Source organism: Roseobacter sp. EG26 (assembly GCF_049830555.1).
GTDB lineage: Bacteria > Pseudomonadota > Alphaproteobacteria > Rhodobacterales > Rhodobacteraceae > Roseobacter.
Window position 1 is genome coordinate 421,405 of record NZ_JBNBLH010000002.1, and the last position, 13,635, is coordinate 435,039.

The 13,635-nt window shown below is 57.9% G+C and carries 11 protein-coding genes; 6 read left to right on the forward strand and 5 right to left on the reverse strand.

What is annotated here, in order from left to right; genetic code table 11:
• Window positions 1–148: 148 nt before the first annotated feature.
• A complete protein-coding gene (locus ACOTTU_RS07605; protein WP_425657065.1) occupies window positions 149–3,298 on the reverse strand; it encodes an efflux RND transporter permease subunit in 3,150 nt (1,049 codons plus the stop codon).
• On the reverse strand, window positions 3,298–4,458 hold the full coding sequence (locus tag ACOTTU_RS07610; RefSeq protein ID WP_425657066.1) for an efflux RND transporter periplasmic adaptor subunit: 1,161 nt from the start codon (window positions 4,456–4,458) through the stop codon (window positions 3,298–3,300). The genes ACOTTU_RS07605 and ACOTTU_RS07610 overlap by 1 nt, the downstream gene beginning before the upstream one ends.
• A 79-nt stretch (window positions 4,459–4,537) precedes the next feature.
• On the opposite strand from ACOTTU_RS07610, the gene ACOTTU_RS07615 reads away from it, so the two are divergent.
• The gene (locus ACOTTU_RS07615; RefSeq protein WP_298921512.1) at window positions 4,538–5,167 is read left to right on the forward strand and encodes a TetR/AcrR family transcriptional regulator; all 630 of its coding nucleotides are present in this window, start codon (window positions 4,538–4,540) and stop codon (window positions 5,165–5,167) included.
• 6 nt (window positions 5,168–5,173) lie between these two features.
• On the opposite strand, the gene bmt is transcribed toward ACOTTU_RS07615, so the two are convergent.
• The 3 genes from bmt to ACOTTU_RS07630 all read right to left on the reverse strand — a co-directional run bounded on the left by bmt (window position 5,174) and on the right by ACOTTU_RS07630 (window position 8,520).
• Window positions 5,174–6,199 (reverse strand): betaine--homocysteine S-methyltransferase, encoded by a 1,026-nt coding sequence (gene bmt / locus ACOTTU_RS07620; protein WP_425657069.1) that lies wholly within the window; start codon window positions 6,197–6,199, stop codon window positions 5,174–5,176.
• A gap of 33 nt (window positions 6,200–6,232) precedes the next feature.
• Complete coding sequence (locus ACOTTU_RS07625; protein WP_425657071.1) at window positions 6,233–8,119, reverse strand: phosphatidylglycerol lysyltransferase domain-containing protein; 1,887 nt, start codon at window positions 8,117–8,119, stop codon at window positions 6,233–6,235.
• Between the two features lie 86 nt (window positions 8,120–8,205).
• A complete protein-coding gene (locus tag ACOTTU_RS07630) occupies window positions 8,206–8,520 on the reverse strand; it encodes a DUF1476 domain-containing protein (RefSeq protein WP_425657073.1) in 315 nt (104 codons plus the stop codon).
• 156 nt (window positions 8,521–8,676) lie between these two features.
• Between ACOTTU_RS07630 and purC the strand changes: the two genes are divergently transcribed.
• Genes purC through ACOTTU_RS07655 form a run of 5 tightly spaced genes read left to right on the forward strand, consistent with a single transcriptional unit; the run spans window position 8,677 to window position 13,509 of the window.
• A complete protein-coding gene (gene purC, locus ACOTTU_RS07635) occupies window positions 8,677–9,438 on the forward strand; it encodes a phosphoribosylaminoimidazolesuccinocarboxamide synthase (protein ID WP_298921520.1) in 762 nt (253 codons plus the stop codon).
• 36 nt (window positions 9,439–9,474) lie between these two features.
• Window positions 9,475–9,705 (forward strand): phosphoribosylformylglycinamidine synthase subunit PurS, encoded by a 231-nt coding sequence (purS, locus tag ACOTTU_RS07640; protein ID WP_298921522.1) that lies wholly within the window; start codon window positions 9,475–9,477, stop codon window positions 9,703–9,705.
• Window positions 9,705–10,373, forward strand: a complete 669-nt coding sequence (purQ, locus tag ACOTTU_RS07645) for a phosphoribosylformylglycinamidine synthase subunit PurQ (RefSeq protein ID WP_425657075.1) — start codon at window positions 9,705–9,707, stop codon at window positions 10,371–10,373. The genes purS and purQ overlap by 1 nt, the downstream gene beginning before the upstream one ends.
• A gap of 37 nt (window positions 10,374–10,410) precedes the next feature.
• Window positions 10,411–12,171: a sensor histidine kinase gene (locus tag ACOTTU_RS07650; protein ID WP_298921526.1), complete on the forward strand. Its 1,761-nt coding sequence runs from the start codon at window positions 10,411–10,413 to the stop codon at window positions 12,169–12,171.
• A gap of 3 nt (window positions 12,172–12,174) precedes the next feature.
• The gene (locus ACOTTU_RS07655) at window positions 12,175–13,509 is read left to right on the forward strand and encodes a sigma-54-dependent transcriptional regulator (RefSeq protein WP_298921528.1); all 1,335 of its coding nucleotides are present in this window, start codon (window positions 12,175–12,177) and stop codon (window positions 13,507–13,509) included.
• The last annotated feature ends 126 nt before the right edge of the window (window positions 13,510–13,635 follow it).

The following is a 13,635-nucleotide window of genomic DNA, read 5'->3' on the forward strand; positions in this document are numbered from 1 at the left end:
CCGCACCTGACTTTTCAAATTGCGACACGAGGGTATCGTTGTGCGACGCTGTGACGCAAATTTATCGCAACATCAGATCAATGCACAAGCCTCCCAAGGCTCCGGGAGAGCGAAACTTTTTCATAATGATATGGAGTTCAACCTTGGGTTACTCCGCTGCCTGAACAAGGTTTAAGGGTGGAAGACCCGACGTCGTCGCAGAATGCTTTCGCGTATCAGGATTGGTTTTGCGGGCGTAGAGAAGCGCGAACATTGGGGGCGTAAAGTAGAATGACACGACAGTGGACAACAAAACGCCCCCCGCGACGGACATGGCAAAAGGCGGCCAGAACCCGCCACCTGCAAGGATCAGCGGCAGGAAACCTCCAAAAGTCGTAATGGTTGTGCTGACAATATGGCGGCTTGATCCCATCAGGACACCTACCATGGCATCCGGATTGCCCTGACGCGCATCGGGATCGTCGCGCAGGCCGGTCATGATGATGATGGCGGCGTTTATCGAAACCCCGATCGACCCGATCACGCCTATGATCGCCGTTATGCCAAATGGATACTGGAAGATCGCGAGCGACAGGATACTCAGGCCCGCAGAGAGGACGCTGACCACCAGGGCAATGGCGGAGAGGCGGAAGGAATTGAAGGTCATCACGATGGCCGCAATCGACAGGGTGACGATGAGCCCGAGTGAGGCCAACAGATTGCCCAGCGTCTCGGCGCGCGCATCGCTGTCGCCACCGATCTCCATTCGGTACCCTGATGGCAGTGCAAAACCCTCCGCTTCCAGCGCGCGCTGAACGTCGTTCAAGGCCTCTTCGGGCAAAACATCACGCAGGATGAAGGCCTGAATGGTATTGTTGCGCTCGGCGTTGCGCCGGGTGATGATCGGCTCACTGGGATTGACCGAAATGTCGGCAATGGTGGAGAGTGGGATGCCGACGAATTGGCCCGCCCGCGATAGGCTCGCCGCGTTCGGCGGCAGAAGGGTCAGATCAGCAATGGCCGTAAGGTCCGTGCGTGTCGCATCGCCAAACCGCACCCGCACCGGTAACTCTTCAGACCCCTCCAGCAAAGAGCCACCTGAGACCCCCTCCAGACCCGCTTCAAGTTGGCGCGAGATGCTCGCCAGATCAAGGCCCATGGAACGTGCCTTGGCTTCATCGACATCGATGCTGACCTCCGGCGCGCCTGTGGTGACCGTGCCCCGGGCAAGAGTGACCACATCCACATCCGCAACGATACGGCGCACTTCCGCCCCCAAAACACGGAGGGTGTCGATATCCGAACCGACGATCCGTAATTCGACCGGCGCGTCCACGGGGGGGCCTTGAACGAGGCCGCGCACCAGTACCTGTGCAGCGGGTGCTGCCGCGCCGATGTCGCGTTCCAATCGGCTGATCAGCGTTTCCGTTGCATCCTGTGAATATGTAGTGACAAGGGCCTGCGCAAAACGGGGCGCGTTGTCGCGGGCGCTGACCATATTGTAGTAAAACGCCGGGGCTGATTTGCCGATGACCCAGGAAACCTGTTTTGTTTCGGGCGCATCCCGCAGTAGCCGGTCGAGAGTATCCACCACTTTGCTGGTTTGGGAAAGAGCAGCGCCCGGGCGTAAATCCACCTCGATGTGAAACTGGTCACGATCCACGCCCGGAAAGAACTGTGCGGTCAGCAAAGGCATCGACATGAACCCAAGCACAGGCAGCACCAGCGAAAGGGCGATAGATCGCATGGGGTTCTTGACGGCCCATCGCAGGGACGCTGCAAAGGCAGCAGACAGCCGGGGCAGCTTGATCCCGGAAGAAAGGTGCCCCGACTTATCCCGTGATGGCATCGCCCAACCTGCGATGGCCGGTGTCAACGTCACGGCAATAACAAAAGACCAGCCCAGCATCGTGACGACGGCAATCGCAATGGATCCCACAAAATCGCCCGCCGGGCCCGGCAAGAGGATCATTGGGGTGAAGGATAGGGCGGTGGTTACGGTGGAGGCAAAGAGGGGGGCAAAAAGACGCCGGACCGCACCGCGCACCGCTACCAGTCGCGACTGACCACTAGCGACGCGCTGGCCGACCTCATCGGTCATCACGATGCCCGCGTCCACCAGCAGGCCCAAAGCAACGATCAATCCGGTCACTGACATCTGATGAATGGCAAGTCCGATGATGTTCATGGTTGCAAGGGTTGCCAGGGAGACGATGGGCAGGATGAGCGCCACGATCAGCGCGGCCCGCACGCCAAGAGTGATCAGAAGGACGCCAATAACCAATGCGATGCCGACAGCCATATTGCCGCCGACCTCCGCGAGTCGCTCGGCTGTGTAACGGCTTTGATCAAAGATCAGCTCGACCGTGATCCCGCCGGGTGCATCCGCCTGAAATGTGGCAAGTGCTGCGGTGACCCGACCCATCCAGACATCAACCTGCAATCCATCTTCGAGTTTCGCGGCAACCAGAACTGCGGCTTTACCATTGTGCACCGCGCGTTCGGCAAGCGGCAGGCGCGGCCCACGGCTGACCTCGGCGATATCGGCAATGCGGGTGACCTGACCGCCTGAGCCTTCGCGAACAATGAGGTCGCGCACCCTGTCCGTGGCGGTGATGTCGCCTGCAACATCGATGATCATCTCTGTTCCAGCGCCCCTGACGCGCCCGGCCTGACCTTTACTGTCCGCCCGTGAAATGGCTGTGGAAACATCATCCGCGGTCAGTCCCAGCGCGGCGCTTCTTGTCGTATCAAGTGTCACCAGCACTTCTTCTTGAGGTGCGCCAAAGGTTTCTACCTGCTTGGTGCCGGACAAGCTGCGCAGGTCATCTGCAAGACTTTCAGCGTGTCGCCCGACAATCGATAGGGGGACATCATCATGCGTGCCGGAGAGTGCGATGATTGCGCCGAAGGTGCCGGCACCTTCGGAGGAGAATTCCGGTGTCGCTGCACCTTGAGGAAAGGTAGCCTCGGCATCGCCAAGGGCATCGCGTATTTCGGACCAGACCTGCTCGATTCGGTCATCCGCCAATGTATCGGACAAATCGACCTGCACGATGGAGATACCGGTTGCTGAAGTCGAATTGATCTCATCCACTTCGGGAATTTCCCGCAACACGTCTTCGATTTCCGCAGTGATCAGCGTTTCGACACGGGCAGGGTCCGCGCCAGGGTAGGGTGTTGTGATGGTGGCAAACAGATTGGTGATTGTCGGATCTTCCTGCCGTCCGATCGCGAGCAATGCCGAGAGGCCTGCCGCAATGATCACCAGAAGGGCAAGCGCCACGATGCGCGGTTCACGAAATGTGAGCGTCTCCATCAGCTTGGCTCTTGCAGAAGAGTTACTTTCTGTCCGGGCACAACGCGATGTGGTCCGTCCGCGACGTATCGGCTCCCTTTTGAAAAGGTACCGCGGACATAGGCCCGCTCGGCGTCAGAAAACAGGATCTCGATGGATTCGCTCTGAACGAATGCACTGCCGTCCGTTTCGGAAACGGTCAGCAACCGCCATAACCCGCGTGGCGCGTCCTGCAACGCAGCCAATGGCACCCAGGCGCCGGCCTGATGGACGGTTTGCTTCAGCAACAGCACGCCCGTGTCGCGCAGCGGTGGCAACACATCCGCCGAAAAGTCGAGCAATACCATATGGGTGCGGGTTGCCGGATCCAGTTCCGGAAGGACGGCGTTCAATTGGACGTCGTATATTGCCTCGTCAAACACGACCTGGGCGTTGGGGCTGTCGAGCAAGGCGTCAAGGGCGTCGGGCGACAGGCCAACGCGAAACTGGTGGCCACTGGATTCGACCAGGGAAAGCACAGGCTGGCCAGACTGCAAAGCGCTACCTGTGTCGATCATGCGGGCCGACACCAAAGCATCGAAAGGCGCGCGCAGTTCTGATTTTTCCAACTGCAAGCCGACCGACACAAGACTGGCATCAACTTCGGCAATCCGCGCTTGTAGTTCGACCAGCCGCAGCGCCACGTTGTCTACGGTCTGCGTTGAGGCAAAGCCTTTTTCGCTGAGTTCGGTCTGCCGTTTTGTCGTGCGCCTCGCCAATTCTGCCTGAGCCTCAAGCGCGCGACGTGCGGCGATCAGGCGGGTTTTCTCTGCCTCTATGAGCCGGGTGTCGAGACGCGCGATCATGGTGCCTGCGGCAATTTCATCGCCCTCCTCAGCGGCAAGCAGCGCCACGGTGCCGCCCTGTTCAAAAGCCATTTCGGTTTGTTGGGCGGCCTCAATCTGGCCCGGAAACCGTCGGAGCACGTCATAGCTGTCAGACATTATCAGGCGGCTTGTCTGGACGCGTATCGCTGGTGCTGCAGCTGGCGGGATGACGGCGGCAGCACGATCCGCCAGGATCGTTTGGCCCAGAATGACCAAGCCGATTGCCGCGCCAATTATCAAAACAGTGCAGACGAATGTCACCCATTTGCGTAGGATGCGGCGCCAAAGAGGTTTATCTATGGTGGCAGATATCATGTGAGACCTCACTTGTGAAGTAAGTGTCACTTACATATGTTATAAGCTCTAACTTTATCAAGCGCAAAGGGGCGTTTTTTTGTCAGATACCCACGATACAGTTCAAGAGAAACGCGCGTCTTACCACCATGGCGACCTGCGCGGGCAGTTGTTGACGGTTGTGCGCGAATTGGTGGAAGCCCATGGTCCAGAAGGGTTTTCTGTCGCCGAAGCGGCACGGCGCGCCGGTGTCAGCACGGCTGCCCCTTACAAGCATTTCAAGGATCGGGTCGATTTACTGAATGCGCTGGTATCGGATGCGATGGACCGGTTGAGCTGGCAAATGTCACAGGAAAGAGATCGCCATCCTGCCGGATCGTTGGAGGCTGTGGCAGGAATCGGCAACGCCTACATTACTTTTGCCAAGACGGAGCCCGGCATCTTTCGGTTGATGTTTGGACTGACCGAAGGACATGATGAAAACACTTGCCTGCAGGAAAAAGGCGAGGCCTGTTTCCTGATCGTTGTGAAAGCCTGTGCGGATTATCTGGGCGTTGACACAGATGACCAGTCCGCGGCCCGCAGCGCTTACATGCTTTGGACCTCCGTGCATGGACACGCTTTTCTGAGCATCGACAACAAGAACACGACCGAGCTTAAGTCAATGGAAGAATGGGATTTCCTGATGTCGGTAGGTCGGGGCATCCTGAGCGCGCAGATGAAAGCCTGAAACAGGTCAACCAGCCGCGCGGCGTCGCCGGGAGGTTCTGCGTGCCGGGGTGGCGTTCTCGCCGGTTCCGTCATGTTGCGACGAAAACGCGCCCAGGCGATCGACAATTTCTTCCAACGCCGGTGGGTGGGCCATCGTGCGGGTATCAAGCGCTTCACGCATGTGACGCAGATGTTCGGGCATGGTTCCGCAGCATCCGCCAATGATATGGGCACCGCATGCGCGCGCCATGACCGCATAATCGGCCATCAGTTCCGGCGTTCCATCATAGTGGATATGGCCATCAACATATTTTGGAATACCAGCGTTACCTTTGGCGATAATAGGTTTTTCGGAGCCCTGCGCGGAAAAACCGAGAATGGTGCGCAGCAAATCCGACGCACCAGTTCCACAGTTCGCACCGAAGGCAACCGGGGCCTGCGCTGCGTCGAGATCATCGACCATTTTCACCATATCGGCACTGGTCAGCCCCATCATCGTGCGTCCGGCAGTGTCAAAACTCATGGTTCCAGCCCAGGTCAGTCCCGCCAGCATAAATCCTTCGGCTGCCGCGCGATATTCCTCGGGCGCACTGATGGTTTCAAGCCAGCCGATATCGGCACCCCCTGCTTTCAGCCCGTCGGCCGCTTCGTGAAATATTTCGACCGCCAGCGAATGGCTGAGCGTTCCAACCGGCTCCATGATCTCGCCTGTTGGTCCGACCGAGCCTGCAACAATCACGTCGCGCCCTGCGGTATCGGCCACTTCGCGGCCAATTTCGGCTGACACCCGTGCCAGTTCATGCACGCGCTTCTCGGCCCCATGCAACTTTAGCCGCGAGGCATTTGCCCCAAAGGAATTGGTCAAAAACAAATCACTGCCCGCGTCAACAGCACCTTTGTAGAGAGATTTGATCTTTTGCGGCTCGTCCGTATTCCAAAGCTCTGGCGCATCGCCGGACATCAATCCCATGTTGAAGAGGTTCGTGCCTGTGGCGCCATCAGCAAGCAATGTGCCTTTTTCGCCGAGCAATTTCAGGAATGGATTTGTCATGGGAACTCCGCGCATTAGAGAAGGCAGGGAGTGTCATGAATGTACACTCAAGACAAACTCATAATTCTCATCTTGGTTATGAGGATGAGAACCATTCGATGGTATCAGGGTCTCGGGATGTGTCACTGAATAGGCGATGTCGGCGGCCGCCAGGGTCAATCCGGCAGCTGTCGGTGAAGCCATGTAAAGCGGCACCCAAACAGGCCCAAAACTGGATTTAAACTGGCGCAGTCCCGGCCCGCCGGATTTGGACACGACCCAACGCGCAAGCCTGCGAAAAAAGGCATTTTCAGGATCAGGGCAGGCGGGTGTCGCTGCCAGGGAGATTTGCGCGATGTTGCGCGCGCGTGCCGCCGTGATGGCCTGATTGACCAGGGTGTGCATGGTGCCATCAGGGGCGTCGGGCTGGCATCGCATCAGATCGAGACACCATTGGTGGTCGCTGGTATGAAAGCTGGCATAAGCCAGAAGTTGATCGCCCTGCCAGGCAAGAACGACGTATTGACGAGACAGGTAGTCAGGGCAGAACCGGCCCATTGTGCCGCCCCGCGCGGGACCCCGCGCAACTTGCCACTCGCGGTCGATCCGGGCCATTTCTTCCCAGGGCATGACGTGGGGTGCGCGCACAACGATGCCCGCTTTTGTCGCGCTGCGCAGTTTACGGCGCAAACTGCGGCATGAGGGGCGGTCAAGATCGAATTCTGAGGGGGTGAGCACGGCTTCATCGGCGATGTGCAGGACCGCCCAGCCGAGGTTGCGCGCGCACAGCGCGATGCGGCTGGTGCATTTGTAGAGAACTGCGATCTTGTTATATGCTGTCGCTTCGCGCGCGTGCTCGACCAGAGCGCGGGCAGGATCGTTGGTAATCGGATCGCACAGGGCGGTATGGGTTTGCCGGGTGGGCCATATTGCCAGCGCTGCATTTTGCGTGACATGCCAGAAACCGCCATTCTGCCGGATAAGGCCGCATTCAGCGCGTTTGAACGATGAAAAATCCGGCGCCGACAGGTCTGTTTCGTCGCGGCCTCCTGAGCCAAAGGGACGGGTCATGGCCAGCATGGCCAGAAGCGCTGGCACCGCATAGTAGATCACACGGAACATCACGATCGCACAAAGCACATCGGTTGAGGCTGCTTGCGGCAGAATGCTCAAAAGCGTGAGTTCAAAGGGGCCGACCCCACCCGGAGTGCCAGAAAGCAAAGCCGCCGCCAGCGCCAAGAGATAGGCAGGGAAAAACACCGCAACCCCAAAGGAAATGGCATCGGGCATGAGAACGAACAATGCCGCCGCTGCCGCTGAGACGTCGACCAATGTCCAAAGCAGTATCGCCCCGCTTGCGCGCAGCGAGGGAAAGCGCAGGGATTTGCCGAACACTTTCGGTAACTTAACTGTAAAAAACAGATAGGCCAAGAAAGGCAGACCCGCCATGACAGCCAGCGCAGGAAACAGGGTCCAGCCCGGGGCGGAGAAGATCAGCATAACCGCGGCCCCGACAACAAGCAGACCGATCATGAAAGAGAGGGTCACGAATGCGGATAGCGCCATGGCTCGGGCAAAGGAAAGATCTGGCAGCATTCGCCAGCGGGCCAGCGCGCCGGTAAAGATACCAAATCCAAGGGTCTGGGCCAGGCAAATTGCAATTGTGCCGGAGCGGGCTGCGTGGGAGCGCGAAATTCCGGTTTGCAGGTGACGATGGGCGATGACGTCATAGCGACCTGCGGCCCAAAGGCTCACGGCTGTCAGAGCCAGCGCGGCAGTCCACTGATTGGCGGAGACATGCGCCATCTGCGCGGTAATTTGTGCGATGGACATCTCGGCCAGACGGTCGGTCATCAAAGAAAGACACAAGGCAAGAATGCCCAGCGGAAAACCGACACGCATGGCAAAACGGGCCCCGCCGGCCCAAGATAGTTGGATCATTCCCACGCGCTCCGATAGGGCCCCCGACGGGGAGGCTAGCGGATCAGAATGAGATAAGTGTTAACGTGGTCCCGGAGGGTTCCCGCTCAGACCTCGTCCATCAATTGCGCCTTGGCCTGCGCCATAAGCTCCAGCATTTTGGAGCGGATTGTGGCCTCATCGGCCTTGTCGCCGAGATCGCCGGAAACCTTGCGATAGACATCCTCGTCGCCAGCTTCTTCAAAATCCGACCTGATGACTTCCTTCGCATAATCTTCCGCGTCATCACCTGATTTGCCTAGCAGCTCAGCGGCCCAGAGACCCAACAACTTGTTGCGACGTGCCTCCGCCTTGAACTGCATTTCCGCGTCATGGGCGAATTTGTTTTCAAACGCATTTTCGCGGTCGTCGAAGGTTGTCATGGCGCGATCTCCTGATGTTCGATAAGCCTCTGCAACAGATATGCGGGCTTGCGACGCTTTGCGCAAGTGGCGCTGGCTTGCAGCAACGCGGGGCTTACACTAAGAGGGGCGCAACGTCTGCCGTGATCCTCACGGTAAAAGTGCGAAAGGACGCCCATGGCCCGGCGCAAGAAAATCTACGAAGGCAAAGCGAAGATCCTTTATGAAGGTCCTGAGCCCGGCACAATTGTTCAGTATTTCAAGGACGATGCGACCGCCTTCAACGCCGAAAAGAAAGCCGTGATCGAGGGCAAGGGTGTGTTGAATAACCGCCTGAGTGAATTTTTCATGACAGGCCTTGGTCAGATCGGCGTGCCAAACCACTTCATCAAACGCCTCAACATGCGCGAACAATTAGTGCGCAGCGTGGAAATCGTGCCTTTGGAAGTGATCGTGCGCAACTATGCCGCGGGCACCATGTCCAAACGTCTTGGCATTGAGGAGGGCACTCAACTGCCGCGCCCGATTGTTGAATATTGTTACAAAGACGACAGTCTGGGCGATCCGCTGGTGACAGAAGAGCATATCGCCGCTTTTGGATGGGCCAGCCAGCAGGACATGGACGACATTCTGAGCCTCGCCCTGCGGGTCAATGATTTTCTCTCCGGCGTGATGATGGCGGTTGGAATTCGCCTCGTTGATTTCAAAATCGAGGTGGGCCGTGTTTTTGACGGAGATTTTCACCGCTTGATCGTGGCGGATGAAATCAGTCCGGACAGCTGCCGGCTGTGGGATATCGAAACCGGTCAGAAGCTCGACAAGGATGTCTTCCGACGTGATCTTGGAGATCTCAAAGACGCTTATACCGAAGTGGCGCGCCGGTTGGGCGTTATGCCCAAAAATACGCCACCGGTGACCAAACCGACCCTGATCAACTGACTATTTGACACGAAACGAGAAAATTAAGGACAGAGCATGAAAGCGCGAGTGCATGTGATGCTAAAAAACGGCGTTTTGGATCCACAGGGTGAGGCGGTGCGCCATGCTCTAGGGGCCTTGGGGTTTGAAGGCGTCAACGGTGTGCGGCAGGGCAAAGTGATTGAACTTGACCTCGCTGACGGTGCGACCGAAGCCGATGTGACCGCGATGTGCGAAAAGCTGCTGGCCAATACGGTGATCGAATCCTACTCGGTGGAGACGCTCTGATGCACGCAGCGGTTGTTGTTTTCCCCGGATCCAACTGCGACCGCGATCTGGCCGTTGCTTTTGAAGCAGCTGGTGCCAAGGTCAGCATGGTCTGGCACAAGGACAGCGCGTTGCCAGACGGCGTGGATATTGTTGGCATTCCGGGGGGGTTCTCATTCGGTGACTACCTTCGGTGCGGCGCGATTGCGGCTAACTCTCCGATCTGTCGATCTGTTGCAGATCACGCGGGCCGTGGCGGGTATGTTCTGGGCGTCTGCAACGGGTTCCAGGTCTTGACGGAAACCGGTCTTCTGCCCGGTGTATTGCTGCGTAATGCAAAGTTGAAGTACATCTGCCAAACCGTTGGTTTAAAGGTAGAAACATCTGCATCTGAATACACCAAAGGGTACAATGCGGGCGACGTCATCAACATTCCAATTGCCCATCATGATGGCAATTATTTTGCTGATGACGATACCATCGCGCGGCTGCAGGGCGAGGACCGTGTCGCGTTTACCTACACTGACAATCCGAATGGAGCGCGCGCGGATATCGCGGGCATCCTGTCGGAAAATCGCCGCGTATTGGGCATGATGCCGCACCCGGAGCGAGCGGCGGATGTTGGCCATGGCGGCACCGACGGTCAGGCGCTCTTCCGCGCATTGTCGCGTGCGCTCATCACAGCGTGACTTGAGCCTATCGGGCGCTTTCGCGTAGATTACGCGGATGAGCAGCAACGTCGATCCTGACAATCAAGAACGAGCGGTCAATTGGCGCGTGCGCGTGGCCTTGGGCGTATTGTTATTGCTGGCCGTCTCTGTCGTTGCCGTCACCAATAGCCTGCTGACGGATCGCTTTACCGAAAGCACGCGCAATCGGGCGGAGTTGCGACTGGCACTTTATAGCGGCAACCTGCTGTCGGAATTGCGCCAGAACGCAATTGTGCCACAGCTTCTGGCCCGCGACGCCGAACTGATCGGTGCTCTTAACTCTGCCGATTATACCGCCTCGACCCGCAGGTTGATTTCCTTTGTCGAGGAGATTGGTGCGGCCTCTCTGATGCTTTTGGACATTGATGGGCGCACGGTGGCGGCAACGGATCGCAACCGGCTTGGGTCGAGCCATCGCGCAGAGGCCTATTTCGTTGACGCGATCCGGTCCAATTCCACCATCTTCACGGTCGCCGAACGGGAAACCGGCGGATACGGGTTCGTTTATTCGCGCCGGGTTCAGTCAGGTTCCGACGTTCTCGGAGTGATTGCGGTTGAGGTCGATTTGCAGAAATTCGGCCGCGCCTGGGCAGGGATCTCAGACGCGGTGGTTGTGACCGACAGCACCGGCACGATCATTCTGACAACAGAACCCCGCTGGCGGGGACGCACAGAAGAAGAAGCGCTGGCGCGTCAGACGCCGCAAAACGCAATTCAGCGTGCCATTCAGGCGACGGCCGATTGGACCGCCCTGCCGCCTGATGCCTATCTGCAGGGCGAAGCGGTCATGCGGCTGGAAACCCGCATTCCCTTCCGCGGTTGGCGGATGGCGAGTTTTACAACCTATGCGTCGGTGCGTGAGAGGGTGAATGGTGTTTTGGCGCTTGAAATCATGGGTTTCGCGATTCTTCTGGCGCTCAGCTTCTATGCGCTGAGCCGCAGGACGGCGCTGCGTATGGCTCTGTTTCAGCGGGAATCTGCCGAACTGCGCGCACTTAACGTGGCGCTACAGCGAGAAATCGCCGAGCGTAAAAGGGTGCAGGAAACGCTCGCCGTGGCCGAACAGACCCTTGAACAATCCAGCAAACTGGCGGCCTTGGGTGAGATGTCTGCAGCGGTCAGTCATGAACTTAATCAGCCACTTGCTGCGATGAAAACCTATCTGGCTGGCGCACGACTTTTGTTGCGCAGGAACCGACAGGAAGAAGCGCTGTCTTCCTTTGGGCGCATTGATGATCTGATCGAGCGGATGGGCGGTATCACACGTCAATTGAAATCCTATGCTCGCAAGGGGCAGGAGGCCTTTTCCCCAGTAGATATGGGAGATGCGCTGGCCTCCGCCCTTTCCATGATGGAGCCACAGTTGCGTCAGCGCCATGTCCAGATCAGCCGGATCGTGCCTGAGACGCCGGTTCAGGTGATGGGGGACAGGCTGCGCATTGAGCAGGTGATGGTGAACCTGTTGCGCAATGCGATTGATGCCACTAAATCCGAGCGGTTGCCGAAGGTTGATATTATGCTGTCAGCTGGCGAGACGGCGACGTTGACCGTCCGTGACAATGGGCCGGGCATCGAAGACCTAGATCAGCTCTTCGAACCGTTTTACACTACCAAGCAGGCGGGGGACGGCGTGGGGCTGGGTCTTGCCATCTCCTCGGGGATTGTTAACGACCTTGGAGGACGGCTCACCGCACGTAATGGACAAGCGGGCGGCGCAGTTTTTGAAATGCAGCTGCCTATTTTGGGCAGCGAACACAGCACACAAGCGGCGGAGTAAGCCATGACACAGGCCATGAAAATCGCAATCGTGGACGACGAACAGGACATGCGGCAGTCGATCAGCCAGTGGCTGGCACTATCGGGATATGACACAGAGACGTTTTCCAGCGCCGAAGATGCGCTCAAGACATTGGGGCCTGATTATCCGGGCATTGTGATCTCTGATATCAAGATGCCTGGCATGGACGGGATGCAGTTCCTGAAAAAACTGATGGGCAATGACAGCGCGCTGCCTGTGATCATGATCACGGGGCACGGCGATGTGCCAATGGCTGTGGAAGCCATGCGCGTTGGCGCATTTGATTTCCTTGAAAAGCCGTTCAACCCCGACCGGATGAACGAATTGGCCAAAAAAGCCACCGGCGCGCGCCGCCTTGTGATGGACAACCGGGCGTTGCGGCGGGAGTTGTCGGATGGCGGTCAACTGATGAAAAAGCTGATTGGCCAAAGCCCCGTAATGGAGCGGCTGCGCGAGGATATCCTTGATCTGGGGCAGGCCGACGGCCATGTGCTGATTGATGGCGAAACCGGCACCGGCAAAACCCTGGTGGCCCATGCGTTACATGCGGTGGGCAGTCGCGCTGGCAAGAAATTCGTTCTGGTCAGCTGCGGGGCTTATGAGGAAGAAGCCCTGAGCAAACGGCTTTTTGGTCCGATGTTGCCGGAAGACGCACAATTGCCAGCGATCGAGGAAGCACGTGGCGGGACATTGGTGTTGGAAGACATCGAAGCTCTGTCAGAGACCATGCAGGCGCGGTTGTTGAGCGTGATCAACGAGCAGGGCGCCCCGGCGGAAACGCGCATTGTCGCGATTTCAAACCTTCAGGAAGCAGGACGTACGTCCGAAGATGCCCTGCGCGCTGATCTTTTTTACCGGCTGGCAGCCCTGCGCATTACCGTGCCGCCGTTGCGTCAACGTGGCGAAGACATCCTGACGCTATTCACGCGACTGAGTGAGCAGTTCTCCGATGAATACGGCTGTGATGCGCCGCAGGTCTCGGCCCAGGAGGCAGCGCAGCTTTTGCAGGCACCCTGGCCGGGCAATGTGCGTCAGCTGATTAATGTCGCTGAACGCGCCGTCTTGCAGTCACGTCGGGGGTCGGGAACGATTGCGTCACTGTTGATGAACGATCACGAAGACATGCAGCCGGTCATGACCACGGAAGGCAAACCGCTGAAAGAATATGTGGAAGCATTTGAGCGGATGCTGATCGACAACACCATGCGGCGGCATCGCGGCTCGATTGCCAGCGTCATGGAGGAATTATGCCTGCCACGACGCACGCTTAACGAGAAAATGGCAAAGTACGGGCTACAGCGATCAGATTACCTTTGAGTAGGGTGACCTGAAGGAAAGTTTCGGAAAAATGACGTGAAAACCGGGGGATAGGCGCAAATTCAGCGCCTATTCGCACATTGCCCATTGTGTTTTCACATCCTGTGGCATTATCTAAGGGAATGG